This window comes from Pseudomonas sp. AF32 (assembly GCF_022342325.2).
GTDB classification, from domain to species: domain Bacteria; phylum Pseudomonadota; class Gammaproteobacteria; order Pseudomonadales; family Pseudomonadaceae; genus Aquipseudomonas; species Aquipseudomonas uvaldensis.
In genome coordinates this window covers 128,712-145,536 of the sequence record NZ_RQJK02000001.1, presented here as the reverse complement: position 1 = coordinate 145,536, position 16,825 = coordinate 128,712, and the positions used below count along the sequence as shown (strand labels likewise).

Below are 16,825 nucleotides of genomic sequence, written 5' to 3'. Positions count from 1 at the left end.
GCGCCGTCCGTCAGATATGCAGGATGTATTCACGGACCAGTTTGCTGCCGAAATACGCGAGCATCAGCAGGCAGAAACCGGCCAGGGTCCAGCGAATGGCTTTATGGCCGCGCCAGCCGAGACGGTTGCGGCCCCAGAGCAGCACGCTGAACACCACCCAGGCCAGACAGGCCAGCAGAGTCTTGTGCACGAGGTGCTGGGCGAACAGATTCTCGACGAACAGCCAGCCGGAGATCAGCGACAGCGAGAGCAGGGTCCAGCCGGCCCAGAGGAAACCGAACAGCAGACTCTCCATGGTCTGCAGCGGCGGGAAGTTGCGGATCAGCCCGGAAGGGTGCTTGTGCTTGAGCTGGTGGTCCTGTACGAGCAACAGCAAGGCTTGGAACACCGCGATGGTGAATAATCCATAGGCCAGGATCGACAGCAGGATATGAGCCAGGATCCCCGGTTCCTCATCGATGATCTGGACCGTACCCGATGGCGCGAACTGCGCCAGCAGCACCGTGGCCAGCCCCAGCGGGAACAGCAGCACGAGCAGGTTCTCCACCGGGATGCGCGAACAGGCCAGCAGCGTCAGGCCGATCACGGCCACGGCGATCAGGCTGGCGGCATTGAAGAAGTCCAGGCCCAGGCCGATCGGCGTCACCAGATGGGTATAAAGGCTGGCCGCGTGGCCGAACACCGCCAGTACGCCGAGCGTGACCAGCAGGCGCTTGTTCGCCTTGGCGCCGGAAGCCAGGCGGGTGCCTTGGTAAAGGGTCGCAGCGGCATAAAGGCAGGCGGCGGCGAGGGAGGCAAGCAAGCTGGGTGACAAGGGGAGCATAAATCCTGTTAGGCAGGCCCGAAAGTCGCTGAGTTTGGCATAGAACCCATACCGTACGAAAGACCACCGGAGTCACCAGGTGTACGCCGCACGCTTCTTCGCTATAATCCGCGACCTGCCCACGCCGCAGGCTCGCCGAGCACATTTTTTCACGGTCTGGGCCGCCATTATCCCGGCCTCATCCGGGCCTGAAAGGATCGCGCATGTTTGAAAACCTAACCGACCGTCTCTCGCAGACGCTGCGCCATGTCACCGGCAAGGCGAAACTGACCGAGGACAACATCAAAGACACCTTGCGCGAAGTGCGCATGGCGTTGCTTGAGGCTGACGTCGCCCTGCCCGTGGTCAAGGACTTCGTCAATTCGGTCAAGGAACGCGCCGTTGGCACCGAGGTGTCACGCAGCCTGACGCCGGGCCAGGCGTTCGTGAAGATCGTCCAGGCTGAACTCGAAAGCCTGATGGGCGCCGCCAACGAAGACCTGAACCTGAGCGCCGTGCCACCAGCCGTGGTGCTGATGGCCGGCCTGCAGGGCGCGGGCAAGACCACCACCGCCGGCAAGCTGGCGCGCCTGCTCAAGGAGCGCAAGAAGAAGTCGGTGATGGTGGTGTCGGCGGACGTTTATCGCCCGGCGGCGATCAAGCAGCTGGAAACCCTGGCCAACGACATCGGCGTGACGTTCTTCCCGTCCGACCTGAGCCAGAAGCCGGTGGACATCGCCCAGGCGGCTATTAAGGAAGCGAAGCTCAAGTTCATTGACGTAGTCATCGTCGATACCGCCGGTCGCCTGCACATCGATGAAGAGATGATGGGCGAGATCAAGGCACTGCACGCCGCGGTCAATCCGGTGGAGACCCTTTTCGTGGTCGACGCCATGACCGGCCAGGATGCGGCCAACACCGCCAAGGCTTTCGGCGATGCGCTGCCACTCACCGGTGTGATCCTGACCAAGGTCGATGGTGATGCCCGTGGCGGTGCCGCCCTGTCGGTGCGCGCCATTACCGGAAAACCAATCAAATTCATCGGTATGGGCGAGAAGAGCGAAGCGCTCGAACCGTTCCACCCCGAGCGTATCGCGTCGCGCATCCTGGGCATGGGCGATGTGCTCAGCCTGATCGAACAGGCCGAACAGACCCTCGACAAGGAAAAGGCCGACAAGCTGGCCAAGAAGCTGAAGAAGGGCAAGGGCTTCGACCTCGAGGATTTCCGCGACCAGCTGCAACAAATGAAGAACATGGGCGGCCTCGGCGGCCTTATGGACAAGCTGCCGAGCATCGGTGGCGTGAACCTGGCGCAGATGGGCAACGCCCAGAGCGCGGCCGAAAAGCAGTTCAAACAGATGGAGGCCATCATCAATTCCATGACTCCGGCCGAGCGCCGCGACCCTGACCTGATCAGCGGCTCGCGCAAGCGTCGGATCGCCATGGGCTCCGGTACCCAGGTGCAGGACATCGGTCGCTTGATCAAGCAGCACAAGCAGATGCAGAAGATGATGAAGAAATTCTCCGCCAAGGGCGGGATGGCCAAGATGATGCGCGGCATGGGCGGTATGTTGCCCGGCGGCGGCATGCCCAAGCTGTAACCAATCCCAGGCGCCGGCAATCCTGCCGGCGTTGCCCGCGGGGACGCGGGATCTCCAGCCGACCCGTCTCCGGCGGGCGCTGAACGTGGCAGATCTGAATGGCAGGCCGGCACTCGCCGGAAAAAGTCATTTGCAAAAGTCTGGATATTCCTTAGAATATGCGGCCTTTCGGGCACCCATGCCCGCTGTGCATTTAGATTTGCAGCACCGACTACAGGAACGATGTTCACATGCTAACAATCCGTCTTGCCCTTGGCGGCTCCAAAAAGCGCCCGTTTTACCACCTGACCGTAACCGACAGCCGCAACCCGCGTGACGGTTCCCACAAAGAGCAGGTTGGTTTCTTCAACCCTATCGCCCGTGGTCAGGAAGTTCGTCTGTCCGTGAACCAAGAGCGCGTTGCCTACTGGCTGAGCGTTGGTGCACAACCTTCTGAGCGCGTTGCTCAGTTGTTGAAGGAATCGGCTAAGGCTGCGGCCTGAGCAATATGAACGCGACGCCAAAAGATGCTGATGATCTGATCGTTGTCGGCAAAATCTATTCTGTACATGGCGTTCGCGGCGAAGTGAAGGTTTATTCCTTTACTGATCCGATCAAGAACCTGTTGAACTACAAGGCCTGGACGCTCAAGCGCGAAGGCAGCGTGAAACAGGTTGAGCTGGTCAGCGGACGCGGGAACGACAAGTTCCTGGTCGCGAAGCTCAAGGGTCTCGATGACCGTGAAGAAGCACGTCTTCTGGCCGGTTATGAGATCTGTGTGCAGCGCAACCTGTTCCCTGAACTGACCGACGGCGAGTACTACTGGTACCAGCTGGTGGGTCTGAAGGTCATCGACCAACTCGGGCAATTGCTCGGGAAAATCGATCACCTGCTCGAGACCGGTTCGAACGATGTCATGGTGGTAAAACCGTGCGTCGGCAGCCTGGATGATCGCGAGCGCCTGTTGCCCTATACCGGGCAGTGTGTGTTGGCCGTCGACCTGGAGGCAGGCGAAATGAAGGTGGAATGGGATGCGGATTTCTGAACGTGGCTAATCTGCGCGTTGAAGTCATTACGCTGTTTCCCGAGATGTTTTCCGCCATCAGCGAGTACGGCATAACCAGCCGCGCGGTGAAACAGGAGCTGTTGCAGCTGACCTGTTGGAATCCGCGGGACTACACCACGGATCGACATCACACTGTGGACGATCGCCCGTTTGGCGGTGGTCCGGGCATGGTGATGAAGATCAAGCCCCTGGAAGATGCGCTGGTTCAGGCCAGGGCGGCAGCCGGGGAGGGTGCGAAGGTGATCTACCTGTCGCCCCAAGGCCGTCAGCTGACTCAGTCGGCGGTACGCGAACTGGCGAATTCGGATGCATTGATCCTGATTGCCGGTCGTTATGAAGGCATTGACGAGCGTTTTATTGAAGCTCATGTCGATGAAGAGTGGTCGATTGGCGACTATGTACTGTCTGGCGGCGAGCTGCCGGCGATGGTCCTGATCGATGCGGTTACACGACTGCTGCCTGGAGCTTTAGGGCATGCGGATTCCGCTGAGGAAGATTCCTTTACGGATGGTCTGCTGGATTGCCCGCATTACACCCGACCGGAGGTGTATGCGGATCAGCGTGTTCCCGACGTGTTGCTGAGTGGCAACCACGCGCACATCCGGCGTTGGCGTTTACAGCAGTCCCTTGGTCGGACCTGGGAACGACGCGCCGATCTTCTGGAAAGCCGCTCGCTTTCTGGAGAAGAGAAGAAGCTGCTCGAGGAATATATCCACGAGCGGGACGATAGTTCACAACGTATCGATGGTAAGTCCAAAGACTTGCCTTAGGAGCACAGCATGACCAACAAAATCATTCTTGCACTCGAAGCAGAGCAGATGACCAAAGAAATCCCTACCTTTGCCCCAGGCGACACCATCGTCGTTCAGGTGAAAGTGAAGGAAGGTGACCGTTCCCGTCTGCAGGCATTCGAAGGCGTCGTTATCGCCAAGCGCAACCGTGGCGTGAACAGTGCTTTCACCGTTCGTAAAATCTCCAACGGTGTTGGCGTAGAGCGTACTTTCCAGACCTACAGCCCGCAAATCGACAGCATGGCTGTCAAGCGTCGCGGTGACGTGCGTAAAGCCAAGCTGTACTACCTGCGCGACCTGTCTGGTAAAGCAGCACGCATCAAGGAAAAACTGGCTTAAGTCCAGCGTCCGATGCAAAAAAAAGCAGCCTGCGGGCTGCTTTTTTGTTGCCTGGAGTTTGGTCTTTGAGCACCCTGCATACTTTCGCTTTCCATTCCGGTGTGTGCGCGCCACCAGTCCTTCATGAGTGTCTATGCCTGCGATCGATCATCCCCTGATAGACCAGTTTCTCGATGCCCTGTGGCTGGAGAAGGGCCTCTCGGATAACACTCGAGGTGCCTATCGCAGCGACCTGGCGTTGTTCAATGGCTGGTTGCAGGAAAAGAACCTGGAACTGCTCAACGCCGGGCGGGAGCTGATTCTCGACCATTTGGCATGGCGCCTGGAGCAAAACTACAAACCCCGCTCGACCGCACGGTTTCTCTCCGGCCTGCGTGGGTTCTATCGCTACCTGCTGCGGGAAAAGCTGATCGCGGTCGACCCGACCTTGCGTGTGGAAATGCCGCAATTGGGGCGTCCGCTGCCTAAGTCCTTGTCTGAAACCGATGTAGAGGCACTGCTGGCAGCACCGGATCTCAGTGAAGCCATCGGCCAGCGTGATCGGGCCATGCTGGAGGTGTTATATGCCTGTGGCCTGCGGGTCACCGAGCTGGTCAGCCTCACCCTGGAACAGGTCAACCTGCGCCAGGGGGTGCTGCGGGTGATGGGCAAGGGCAGCAAGGAGCGCCTGGTGCCGATGGGTGAAGAGGCGATTGTATGGGTGGAGCGTTACCTGCGCGATGGCCGCAATGAGCTGCTGGCCGGGCGCCCCAGCGATGTCCTGTTTCCCAGCCGCAACGGCGAGCAGATGACCCGCCAGACGTTCTGGCACCGTATCAAGCATCAGGCCAAGGTGGCGGGGATCGGTAAATCCCTCTCGCCCCACACATTGCGCCATGCCTTCGCTACTCACTTGCTCAACCACGGTGCCGACCTGCGGGTGGTGCAGATGCTGTTGGGTCATAGCGACCTGTCCACCACCCAGATCTATACCCATGTCGCCCGGGCCCGATTGCAGGACTTGCACGCCAAGCATCACCCGCGGGGTTGAAGAAACCCCTGCGGGAGCATGGTGTCGGGGGGGGGGGCGGCCGCTGTAGAGGTCAGGCCTTGCTCCGACGGGTCTTCTCCTCCAGTGCCTTGTATCACCGGCATTCGGTCACGCCAGCCTTATGTGATAGGCTTGGGCGGTTTGCACAGTGGGCGGCTGAAACCCGATTTTGCCTTGGCGTTTCCCCGTCCCATTTGTTCGCCTCAGGAGTCCTCATGCGCTTGATCCATATGTTCACCGCTGCCGCCCTTGCGCTGGCCAGCACCTTCGCTATCGCCGACGATGCGGCCGACAAGGCTATTCGCAAGAGCCTGGAGAACCTTCAGCTCGAAGTACCGATCGAAGCCATCTCCGCCAGCCCCATGTCCGGCCTGTATGAAGTCAAGCTCAAGGGCAGTCGTGTGCTCTACGCCAGCGCCGACGGTCAGTACATCGTCCAGGGCAACCTGTTCGAGCTCAAGGACGGCAAGCCGGTCAACCTGACGGAACTCACCGAGCGCCAGGGCATTTCCAAGCTGATCAACGGCATCCCGGTGGCCGAAACCGTGGTTTATCCGGCAGTGGGCGAGACCAAGTCCCACATCACCGTGTTCACCGACACCACCTGCCCGTATTGCCACAAGCTGCACGCCGAAGTGCCGGAGTTGAACAAGCGCGGCATTGAAGTGCGCTATGTGGCGTTTCCGCGCCAGGGCCTGGGGTCGCCGGGCGATGAGCAATTGCAGGCGGTATGGTGTTCCAAGGACAAGAAAGCGGCCATGGACAAGATGGTCGATGGCAAGGAGATCAAGTCCGCCAAATGCGAAAACCCGGTCTCCAAGCAGTTTGCACTCGGTCAGTCAATAGGTGTTAACGGTACACCGGCCATTGTTTTGGCCGATGGTCAGGTAATTCCGGGCTACCAGCCGGCGCCACAAGTCGCCAAACTGGCTCTTGGCGCGAAATGAGCATGAATGATCCGCTGTTGAAGATCACGGCTCGGCGAAAATCTTCGTCGGGCCGTTAAACACGAAGTCGCGTTGCTGCGCGGCTGTATTTCACGGCCGACCTTGTGTCGGCCGTTTCATGGGGAGTCAAGAGTGAATCCGGTCAAAGTAGGCATCTGTGGGTTAGGTACCGTCGGTGGCGGCACCTTCAACGTACTTCAGCGCAACGCCGAGGAAATTGCTCGTCGTGCCGGGCGTGGGATTCAAGTGGCACAAATTGCCATGCGCACGCCAAAGCCTCAGTTCCAGACGACCGGTATTGCGATTACCAACGATGTCTTCGAAGTGGCCACGAACCCTGAGATCGACATCGTCATAGAGCTGCTGGGCGGCTATACCGTTGCCCGCGAGCTGGTACTCAAGGCCATCGACAATGGCAAGCATGTGGTCACCGCGAACAAGGCGCTCATCGCTGTTCACGGTAATGAAATTTTCGCCAAGGCTCGCGAGAAAGGCGTAATTGTAGCGTTCGAAGCCGCCGTGGCCGGCGGTATTCCGGTCATCAAGGCGATCCGCGAAGGCCTCTCGGCCAACCGGATCAACTGGGTTGCCGGCATCATCAACGGCACCGGTAACTTCATCCTCACCGAGATGCGCGAGAAGGGGCGCACCTTCGAGGACGTACTCGCCGAAGCCCAGGCTCTGGGCTACGCAGAGGCGGACCCGACATTCGACGTGGAAGGCATCGACGCGGCGCACAAACTGACGATCCTGGCATCCATCGCGTTCGGCATTCCGTTGCAGTTCGACAAAGCCTACACCGAAGGTATTGCCCGGCTGACCACCGCCGACGTGAATTATGCCGAAGCCTTGGGCTATCGCATCAAGCACCTGGGCGTGGCGCGCAGCACCGCCAGCGGCATCGAGCTGCGCGTGCACCCGACACTGATCCCGGCCGACCGCCTGATCGCCAACGTCAACGGCGTGATGAACGCGGTGATGGTCAACGGCGATGCGTCCGGCTCGACATTGTTCTACGGTGCAGGTGCCGGCATGGAACCGACCGCTTCTTCGGTGGTGGCCGACTTGGTGGACGTGGTTCGCGCCATGACCTCGGATCCGGAAAACCGTGTGCCACACCTGGCCTTCCAGCCAGACTCGCTGTCGGCTCACCCGATTCTTCCAATAGAAGCGTGCGAAAGCTCCTACTACTTGCGTATCCAGGCCAAGGATCATCCGGGCGTATTGGCGCAAGTGGCGAGTATTCTTTCGGAGCGTGGTATCAACATCGAGTCGATCATGCAGAAGGAAGTCGAGGAGCACGACGGCCTGGTGCCGATGATTCTGTTGACCCACCGTGTGGTCGAGCAGCGTATCAACGACGCGATCGCTGCGCTGGAAGCACTCCAGGGCGTGGTGGGGCCAGTGGTCCGGATCCGCGTTGAGCATCTGAATTAATCAAAGCTGCAAGCCGCAAGCTGCAAGCTCCAGGTAAAAGCCGATCCGCTTTCAACTTGTAGCTTGCAGCTTGAAGCTCGAAGCTCAAACCAAAGGTTTGCCCTTATGCGTTATATCAGCACCCGCGGCCAGGCACCGGCCCTGAATTTCGAAGATGTCCTGCTGGCCGGCCTGGCCACGGACGGCGGCCTCTATGTGCCGGAAAACCTGCCACGTTTCACCCAGGAGGAAATCGCTTCCTGGGCGGGCCTGCCGTACCACGAACTGGCCTTCCGGGTCATGCGCCCGTTCGTCGCCGGCAGCATCCCGGATGCCGATTTCAAGAAAATCCTGGAAGAGACCTATGGCGTCTTTTCCCACAATGCCATTGCGCCGTTGCGTCAGCTCAACGGTAACGAATGGGTGATGGAGCTGTTCCACGGTCCGACCCTGGCGTTCAAGGATTTCGCCCTGCAGCTACTCGGTCGCCTGCTGGACTACGTGCTGCAAAAGCGTGGCGAGCGTGTGGTGATTATCGGCGCAACCTCGGGCGACACCGGTTCGGCCGCCATCGAAGGCTGCAAGCGGTGCGAGAACGTCGATATCTTCATCCTGCACCCGCACAACCGGGTTTCGGAAGTCCAGCGTCGTCAGATGACAACGATCTTCGGCGAAAACATCCACAATATCGCCATCGAAGGTAATTTCGACGACTGCCAGGAAATGGTCAAGGCCAGTTTCGCCGACCAGGGCTTCCTCAAGGGCACGCGACTGGTGGCGGTGAACTCGATCAACTGGGCGCGGATCATGGCCCAGATCGTCTACTACTTCCATGCGGCCCTGCAACTGGGCGGCCCGGCTCGTTCGGTGTCGTTCTCGGTGCCTACCGGCAACTTCGGTGATATTTTCGCTGGCTACCTGGCGCGCAACATGGGCCTGCCGATCAATCAACTGGTCGTCGCCACCAACCGCAACGATATCCTGCACCGCTTCATGAGCGGCAACCAGTACGTCAAGGAAACCCTGCACGCGACGCTGTCGCCATCCATGGACATCATGGTGTCGTCGAACTTCGAACGCCTGCTGTTCGACCTGCACGGCCGCAACGGTGCGGCGATAGCGGGCCTGATGGACAGTTTCAAGCAGGGTGATGGCTTCAGCGTCGAGCCTGAGCGCTGGACCGAAGCTCGTAAACTGTTCGATTCCCTGGCCGTGGATGACGCTCAGACCTGCGAAACCATTGCCGAAGTCTTCGCCCAGAGCGGCGAACTCCTCGATCCGCACACGGCCATTGGCGTAAAGGCCGCCCGTGAATGTCGTCGCAGCCTGGATATCCCGATGGTCATTCTGGGCACCGCCCACCCGGTCAAGTTTCCGGACGCAGTGGAGAAAGCGGGCGTAGGAAAAGCGCTTGAACTACCCGCACATCTTTCTGATTTGTTTGAGCGAGAAGAGCGTTGCACTGTGCTGCCTAACGACTTGAAAGCCGTGCAGGCCTTTGTCAGTCAGCATGGCAACCGTGGCAAGCCACTCTGACCGCTGAAACCTGTCACATTTTGAAGCCCGTCTCCTGACGGGCTTTCTTGTTTCTGCATGCCAAACTGATCGGGTTTTCGCCCCTTGGAGGGACGGGGCGAGCCATCTCGAAGGAAAGGCAGATGTTGTTTTTTATCAAATGCAAACCAGCGCTGAGCTGGATGACAGGTCTGGCGCTGATGTGCTGGATGACATTGGCGAGCACGGCGCAACTGGCGGCCCTCGAATCACGGCCGTCCAATGTCGGCGAGCGGCTGGTGCTGAACGCACAGGAGCTGAAGTGGATCGAGGAGAACCCCAGGGTCGTCGTGGCTTCGATGCAGTTTCCGTTGTACCTGTTCAAAAACGAACTGGGGCAGTGGAACGGGTTGAACCATGACATTCTCCAGCGGATCGCGCACATGACCGGACTCGAATTCGTTCACCGCGAATCATTCTCCCCAGGCCAATTGCTGGCGATGCTGGAGAGGCACGAAGCCGATATGACCACCACCCTGGCGATGAATGACGAGCGTCGGGACTTTCTGAATTTCAGCCACGCGTTTGGCGGTTCTGGCTGGGTATTGGTAGGGCGCGACGGGGACTCCGAGCTTCATTCGCTGGAACAGCTCGAAGGGAAGGTGCTGGCACTGCCAGCCCGTCATGCATTGGAGGCGGAAATCAGGCGCGAATACCCCACCATTGAACTGCACACGGTCAAGACTTACGGGGAGGCGAGGGCGCTGGTGGAAAGCGGCGAAGCCCACGCCACCATCGAAAACGAAACCGGGGTCCATTTGTATCCGGCCGGGCAGTTAAAAGTGGGAAACAGTCTGGATGGTAAGTGGGAACCGGATTACCTGGCTGTCCGTCAGGATCTGCTGCCCCTGTTGGGTATTCTGAACAAGGCCCTGGAGGCGTTCCCCGCCGAAGAAATGCGTGCCCTGCGTACCAAATGGATGGCAGGCGTCCTGCCTGGTCAGGCGCCATCGTTGTGGCTGCGCGTGTCTCGTTGGGGCTATTGGTGCGTGGTGGTGATCGCTGTGTTCGGTCTGTTGTCGCTGCTGTGGAACCGGCGCCTGCAGATGCAGATCGACCAGCGTCTCAAGGCCGAGACCGTTCTCAACGACCAGTTGATGCTCCAGCGGGCGTTGATGGACGCCATTCCCGACCCGATTTTCATCCGTGATCTGGAGGGGCGCCTGCTGATGTGCAACAAGAGTTACGAGGAGCACTTCGCGATCCGCTTCGAAAAGCTGCGAGGTACGCGCCTGATGGACTCAGCGGCGTTCCCACCAGCGACTGCCGAGTTGCTGCATGGAGAAATGATGCAGCAGCTGCGAACCGGCCAGTCACGGTTCATCGATCGGCAACTGCTGTTCAATGGCCGATTGTGCAATACCTACCATTGGTCGGTACCCTTCTATGGCGCCGATGGGCAGTTGCGAGGTCTTCTGGGGGGCTGGAGCGATGCGGGGCGGCGTTGGCATCGTTCTGAATGAAAACGCTGCGGCACGACAAGTGCCGCCTTACACCGAAGGCAGTTATTTGCCTGTCATATTGCACGCGCATGCTCGATCGGACAGGTTGGAAGCAAGCCGTTTCGGTGCGCTGAAGAACTTTCTGCTGCGGCTCACGGTCACTTACTGTGCACATGCAGTTGTTTTCGGACTATTGAAGGGTGATCGAATGGAAAGTATCAGCCTATTGCTGGGTGAGGCCTTGAGCCCGTATCAGGTCACGCTGACGCCCTCCGGCGCCAAGGGCGAATGCCTGGTGACGCTCAGGAACGCCTCCGGGGGCATCATGGTTGAACGGATGTTCAATCAGGCGCAATTGACCGACAAGCGTCAACTGACGGATGTCGTCGATGGCCTGCATCGTGATGTGCTGATTGCCGAGGGACGCCTGGAGCCCTGTGTGACCGCAGCACTGCGTAATCTGGCTCGCGACAAGGTCATGGCCGCCGCGAATTGAATGGCAGGTCGTGGGAACCTTCCTACGTCTTGGTGAGTCAGACTCTTTACCAGCAAGATCAAGCATTGTGCTCCGGTGCTTGTCGCTTGTTGCACGGACCACAAAATGGTCTCGTTTAACCCCGAGTTGTCTCCCCACTTCTCGGGGTTTCTTTTTGTCCGGTTTTTTTAAATGGCCCCCTCGGCACGCAGGCGGGTGATCTGCTGCGCATCGTAGCCCAGCTCGTCGAGCACTTGGGCGTTGTGTTCGCCCAGTGATGGGCCGACCCATTCGGACGTACCCGGCGTGTCGGAGAGCTTCGGTACGATGCCTGGCATCTTGAACGGCTTGCCATCCGGCAGCCGGGCCTGCAAGAACATCTCCCGGGCCAGGAATTGCGGGTCGCTGAACATGTCTTCGGCGCTGAAAATGCGGCTGGCGGGCACCTCGGCCCGGTTCAATTGCTCGATAACGCTGTCGAGGGGCAGTGAGTTGACCCAGCGATCGATGACCCCGTACAGCTCGTCGCGGCGACTGTCCCGACCGTCGTTGCTGGCCAGTTGTGGATCGTTGGCCAGATCGTCACGGCCGATGATCTGCATGAAGCGCTTGAAGATCGCGTCGCCATTGGCGCCGATCTGCACGTGTTTGCCGTCGGCGCTGGTGTGAATGGACGACGGGGTGATGCCGGGCATGATGTTGCCGGTTCGCTCGCGGATGAAGCCGAACACGTCGAACTCCGGCACCATGCTTTCCATCATGGCGAAGATCGCTTCGTACAAGGCCACGTCCACCACTTGCCCGGTGCCGCCGTTCACTTCTCGATGACGGAGGGCCATCAGCGCGCCGATCACCCCCCAGAGCGCCGCGATGGAGTCACCGATGGATATCCCGGTACGCACCGGCGGGCGATCCTCGAATCCAGTGATGTAGCGCAGGCCCCCCATGGACTCGCCCACCGCACCGAATCCCGGTTGATCCTTCATCGGGCCGGTCTGGCCGAAGCCCGACAGGCGCACCATCACCAGTTTCGGATTCAGTGCATGCAACACGTCCCAGCCCAGGCCCAGCTTTTCCAGCACGCCGGGGCGGAAATTCTCGATCAGGATATCGGCGTCGCCGATCAGCTTTTTCAGGATGCCCAGGCCTTCGGGGTGCTTGAGGTTCAGGGTCAGGGACTTTTTGTTACGGGCCTGGACGAACCACCACAAGGACGTGCCTTCATACAGCTTGCGCCACTTGCGCAGTGGGTCGCCGCCGTCAGGCGATTCGACCTTGATCACTTCGGCCCCGAATTCGGCGCAGATTCGCGAGGCAAAAGGCCCGGCGATCAGGGTGCCGAGTTCGATGACTTTGACGCCGGCGAGGGGTTTGGCAGTGAGCGACATGAGCAATCCTGTAGGACAAAGGCAGAACGGATAGAGCGTTTTATCACCGCGGGTCAGTGATCGGCAATTCGTGGATTGCCTGCATCATCGGTTAGACTTGCCGCCTTTCCCTGTATCAAGAAGCCCGTTCATGGCCCAGCCGTCCACGACCTATAAGTTTGAACTGAACCTCACCGACCTCGACCGCGGCGTCTACGAGAACGTCAAGCAGACCATCGCCCGTCACCCCTCGGAAACCGAGGAGCGCATGACCGTGCGCCTGTTGGCCTACGCCTTCTGGTACAACGAGCTGCTGGCGTTTGGCCGTGGTCTGTCGGATGTCGACGAACCCGCCCTGTGGGAAAAAAGCCTGGATGACCGTGTGCTGCACTGGATCGAAGTCGGCCAGCCCGATGCCGAGCGCCTGACCTGGTGCTCGCGCCGTACCGAACGCACCAGCCTGCTGGCTTATGGCAGTCTGCGGGTCTGGGAGGGCAAGGTGGTGCCGGCGGTCAAAGCCCTCAAGAACGTCAACATCGCTGCTGTGCCCCAAGACGTATTGGAAACCCTGGCTCAGGACATGCCCCGCGTGATCAAGTGGGATGTGATGATCAGCGAGGGGACGATTTTCGTGACCGACGACCGTGGGCAGCATGAAGTGCAGTTGCAATGGTTGCTGGGCGAGCGCGGTTGAGCCAGTAAGTCGGTATCAAGTGAACTGTGGGAGCGGGCTTGCTCGCGAAAGCGGCGGATCATATCGCCTCGCATTGACTGACCTGCCGCTTTCGCGAGCAAGCCCGCTCCCACTCGGATCCCTTTGCCAAAATACATCCCACGACTCATAGAGAAATGTCTGCTATCCCATGCGCATAGAACCCCGTCCATTGCCCGATACCTTGCCGTTTCTCGGCGATCTGCCGCCCCTGCTGACTCGCCTGTACGCGGCGCGGGGCGTTCAATCCGAGGTCGAGCTGGACAAGAGCCTTGCGCGCCTGATCCCCTTCCAGCAGCTCAAAGGCATCGACGCTGCGGTGGATCTGCTGGTGACGGCATTGGAGCAGCGCCAACGGATCCTGATTGTCGGTGACTTCGACGCCGACGGCGCGACGGCCAGTTCGGTCGGCATGTTGGGACTGCGTCTGCTGGGAGCGGCCCATGTCGACTACCTGGTGCCCAATCGCTTCGAATATGGCTACGGGCTGACCCCGGAAATCGTCCAGGTCGCCCTGACCCGCGAGCCGCAGTTGCTGATTACGGTGGACAACGGCATTTCCAGCGTCGAGGGCGTGGCGGCGGCAAAAGCTGCGGGGCTCAAAGTACTGGTTACCGATCACCACTTGCCCGGCCCCGAGCTGCCGGCGGCCGATGCCATCGTCAATCCTAATCAGCCGGGCTGCGAGTTTCCGAGCAAGGCGCTGGCCGGCGTCGGGGTGATTTTCTACGTGCTGATGGCCTTGCGCGCGCGTCTGCGCAGCCTGGGGTGGTACGCCAGCAAACCCCAGCCGAACATCGGTGAGTTGCTGGATCTGGTGGCCTTGGGCAGCGTCGCTGACGTGGTGCCCCTGGACGCCAATAACCGGATCCTGGTGCACCAGGGGCTGGAACGCATTCGGGCCGGGCGCGCCCGTCCGGGTATCAAGGCCATTCTGGAAGTGGCTCGGCGCGATCACTCGCGCATCACCTCGACCGACCTGGGGTTCATCCTCGGTCCGCGTCTGAACGCGGCCGGGCGCCTGGACGACATGAGCCTGGGTATCGAATGCCTGCTGACCGATGACCCGGCCCTGGCCCGGGACATGGCCGCGCAACTGGATGGCATGAACCAGGACCGAAAGTCCATTGAACAAGGCATGCAGCGCGAGGCATTGGCCCAGCTCAAGGACCTGCCGGTGGAAACGATGCCGTTCGGCTTGTGCCTGTTCGATCCGCAGTGGCACCAGGGCGTCATCGGCATCCTCGCCTCGCGGATGAAAGAGCGTTATTTCCGCCCGACCATCGCTTTTGCCGACGCCGGGGACGGGTTGCTGAAGGGGTCCGGTCGCTCGGTGCCGGGGTTTCATATCCGCGATGCCTTGAGTGTCGTGGCGGCGCAACATCCCACGCTGATCAGTAAGTACGGCGGACATGCCATGGCGGCCGGGCTGACCTTGCCGGAGGCTAATTTCCCACTGTTCGCCGAGGCGTTCGACGCTGAAGTGCGCAGGCAACTGCGGGAAGAGGACCTGACCGGGCGTCTGTTGTCGGACGGCACCCTTGCGGTGGAAGAATTCCATCTAGAGCTCGCCCGGGCCCTTCGTCACGCCGGCCCCTGGGGCCAGCACTTCCCCGAGCCAATGTTTCATGGCGTGTTCCAGTTGGTCGAACAGCGGGTGGTGGGCGAGCGGCATTTGAAGGTGGTGCTCAAGAGTGAATGCGGCTCGGTGAAGCTCGATGGCATTGCCTTTGGCATCGATCGCGAGATCTGGCCCAACCCGACCGTTCGCTGGGTCCAACTGGTCTACAAGCTCGACCTCAACGAGTTCCGCGGTCAGGAAACGGTGCAGTTGATGATTGCTCATATCGAGCCGCGGTAGGCACATGGATTCCCGGGCGATGGTTTCCCTGTGGTACACCTCAATGACAGGTTTTAGGCTGCTGCGCAGCCCAGCGGGGATAAATCCCCTCGCCACAGGGGCTTGTTTTCGATTCTGAACCCTGCCTTATCCCCGGTTGTCGACTAGGCTCTAAGCACTGGTTGATAGCCGTTGTGACGTCTTGTCCATTTCTTTGCCCGCGGGGGCGGGTGCAGCACCCTTTGTCACTCGTCGACTTTTCAAACAGAACCCTGGAGCCTGCCCACTGATTCGAGAGGTGCCCCATGAGTCTGCTGCTGGAACCCTACACCGTACGCCAATTGACCCTGCCCAATCGCATCGCGGTATCGCCGATGTGCCAGTATTCGAGCGCCGATGGCCTGGCCAATGACTGGCATCTGGTGCACCTCGGCAGTCGTGCCGTGGGTGGCGCCGGCCTGGTCTTCACCGAAGCCACCGCCGTCACTGCCGACGGGCGAATCACCGCTCAGGATCTGGGGTTGTGGAACGATGAACAGATCGAACCCCTGCAACGCATCACACGTTTCATCACCGCCCAAGGCTCCGTGCCGGGCATTCAACTGGCCCATGCGGGGCGCAAGGCCAGTACCTGGCGCCCATGGCTGGGCAAGCATGGCAGCGTGAAGCCGGAGGACGGCGGCTGGACGCCGGTCGGTCCGTCGCCCATTGCCTTCGATCCGCAACACACCCAGCCGGTCCAGTTGGATGAGGGGCAGATCAACGGGATCATCCAGGCGTTCGTGGACGCCGCCAGGCGCGCCCTGACGGCCGGATTCAAAGTCGTCGAGGTCCATGCGGCCCATGGTTACCTGTTGCATCAATTCCTTTCGCCGTTGAGCAATCAGCGCCGCGACCAATATGGCGGCTCGTTCGAAAACCGTATCCGGCTGGTGCTGCAAGTCACCGAGGCGGTCAGGGCCGTCTGGCCACAGGAGCTGCCGGTGTTCGTGCGCGTATCGGCCACCGACTGGGTCGAGGACGGCTGGAACCCCGATGAAACCGTCGAGCTGGCGCGCCGGTTCAGGGCATTGGGGGTGGATTTGATCGACGTGTCATCGGGCGGCACCGCGGCGAATGCGGAAATCCCGACCGGTCCGGGTTACCAGACCCGTTTCGCTGAACGGGTGCGCAAGGAATCGGAAATTGCCACCGGCACTGTAGGCATGATCACCGAGCCGGCCCAGGCCGAGCACATCCTGCGGACCTGTCAGGCCGATATCATCTTCCTGGCCCGTGAACTGTTACGCGATCCGTACTGGGCGCTGCATGCCGATGACGACCTGGGCGGGCGCAAGGCCGTCTGGCCGGCGCAGTACCAGCGGGCGACGCATCGGGACCAGCCGATCCATGAGTCGGATCTTCGGGACTGAATGCTGAATGCTGATTAAACAACAAGCCCCGGTCGTTCTGGCCGGGGCTTGT

General features: G+C 60.3%; 16 protein-coding genes. 14 read left to right on the top strand and 2 right to left on the bottom strand.

Going from position 1 to position 16,825, the window contains the following annotated elements; all coding sequences use genetic code 11:
• Nucleotides 1-10: 10 nt before the first annotated feature.
• Nucleotides 11-823 carry a cytochrome C assembly family protein gene (locus EGM97_RS00715; protein WP_238961414.1) on the bottom strand — a complete coding sequence of 271 codons (813 nt, stop codon included), beginning with the start codon at nt 821-823 and terminating at the stop codon, nt 11-13.
• Nucleotides 824-1,026: 203 nt separating this feature from the next.
• Between EGM97_RS00715 and ffh the strand changes: the two genes are divergently transcribed.
• The 11 genes from ffh (at nt 1,027) to EGM97_RS00660 (ending at nt 11,463) form a co-directional block, all read left to right on the top strand.
• Nucleotides 1,027-2,403 (top strand): signal recognition particle protein, encoded by a 1,377-nt coding sequence (gene ffh, locus EGM97_RS00710; protein ID WP_053152599.1) that lies wholly within the window; start codon nt 1,027-1,029, stop codon nt 2,401-2,403.
• 230 nt (nt 2,404-2,633) lie between these two features.
• Entirely contained in the window at nt 2,634-2,885 is a 252-nt protein-coding gene (gene rpsP / locus EGM97_RS00705) for a 30S ribosomal protein S16 (protein WP_007927680.1), read from the top strand.
• A 5-nt stretch (nt 2,886-2,890) separates the two neighbouring features.
• The gene (rimM, locus tag EGM97_RS00700; protein ID WP_238961413.1) at nt 2,891-3,427 is read left to right on the top strand and encodes a ribosome maturation factor RimM; all 537 of its coding nucleotides are present in this window, start codon (nt 2,891-2,893) and stop codon (nt 3,425-3,427) included.
• A complete protein-coding gene (trmD, locus tag EGM97_RS00695; RefSeq protein WP_172834632.1) occupies nt 3,409-4,218 on the top strand; it encodes a tRNA (guanosine(37)-N1)-methyltransferase TrmD in 810 nt (269 codons plus the stop codon). Before rimM ends, trmD begins: the two co-directional genes overlap by 19 nt.
• 9 nt (nt 4,219-4,227) lie before the next feature.
• Nucleotides 4,228-4,578 (top strand): 50S ribosomal protein L19, encoded by a 351-nt coding sequence (gene rplS / locus EGM97_RS00690; protein WP_003175895.1) that lies wholly within the window; start codon nt 4,228-4,230, stop codon nt 4,576-4,578.
• A gap of 133 nt (nt 4,579-4,711) precedes the next feature.
• The gene (xerD, locus tag EGM97_RS00685) at nt 4,712-5,608 is read left to right on the top strand and encodes a site-specific tyrosine recombinase XerD (protein WP_238961412.1); all 897 of its coding nucleotides are present in this window, start codon (nt 4,712-4,714) and stop codon (nt 5,606-5,608) included.
• 215 nt (nt 5,609-5,823) lie between these two features.
• On the top strand, nt 5,824-6,555 hold the full coding sequence (locus EGM97_RS00680; RefSeq protein ID WP_238961411.1) for a DsbC family protein: 732 nt from the start codon (nt 5,824-5,826) through the stop codon (nt 6,553-6,555).
• Between the two features lie 132 nt (nt 6,556-6,687).
• Entirely contained in the window at nt 6,688-7,992 is a 1,305-nt protein-coding gene (locus EGM97_RS00675) for a homoserine dehydrogenase (protein WP_232776100.1), read from the top strand.
• Between the two features lie 105 nt (nt 7,993-8,097).
• Complete coding sequence (gene thrC / locus EGM97_RS00670; RefSeq protein WP_238961410.1) at nt 8,098-9,507, top strand: threonine synthase; 1,410 nt, start codon at nt 8,098-8,100, stop codon at nt 9,505-9,507.
• 122 nt (nt 9,508-9,629) lie between these two features.
• Nucleotides 9,630-10,988: a transporter substrate-binding domain-containing protein gene (locus EGM97_RS00665; protein ID WP_238961409.1), complete on the top strand. Its 1,359-nt coding sequence runs from the start codon at nt 9,630-9,632 to the stop codon at nt 10,986-10,988.
• Nucleotides 10,989-11,175: 187 nt separating this feature from the next.
• Entirely contained in the window at nt 11,176-11,463 is a 288-nt protein-coding gene (locus EGM97_RS00660; protein WP_238961408.1) for a DUF3509 domain-containing protein, read from the top strand.
• 167 nt (nt 11,464-11,630) lie between these two features.
• Here the strand turns inward: EGM97_RS00660 and EGM97_RS00655 are convergent, their stop codons facing one another.
• A complete protein-coding gene (locus tag EGM97_RS00655) occupies nt 11,631-12,830 on the bottom strand; it encodes a CaiB/BaiF CoA transferase family protein (RefSeq protein ID WP_238961407.1) in 1,200 nt (399 codons plus the stop codon).
• 130 nt (nt 12,831-12,960) lie between these two features.
• Between EGM97_RS00655 and EGM97_RS00650 the strand changes: the two genes are divergently transcribed.
• From EGM97_RS00650 to EGM97_RS00640, 3 genes are all read left to right on the top strand, one after another.
• On the top strand, nt 12,961-13,503 hold the full coding sequence (locus EGM97_RS00650; RefSeq protein WP_232776102.1) for a YaeQ family protein: 543 nt from the start codon (nt 12,961-12,963) through the stop codon (nt 13,501-13,503).
• 169 nt (nt 13,504-13,672) lie between these two features.
• Nucleotides 13,673-15,382 (top strand): single-stranded-DNA-specific exonuclease RecJ, encoded by a 1,710-nt coding sequence (gene recJ / locus EGM97_RS00645; RefSeq protein WP_238961406.1) that lies wholly within the window; start codon nt 13,673-13,675, stop codon nt 15,380-15,382.
• 284 nt (nt 15,383-15,666) lie between these two features.
• Nucleotides 15,667-16,773, top strand: coding sequence for an NADH:flavin oxidoreductase/NADH oxidase (locus EGM97_RS00640; protein ID WP_238961405.1), 1,107 nt, complete (start codon nt 15,667-15,669; stop codon nt 16,771-16,773).
• Nucleotides 16,774-16,825: the final 52 nt, after the last annotated feature.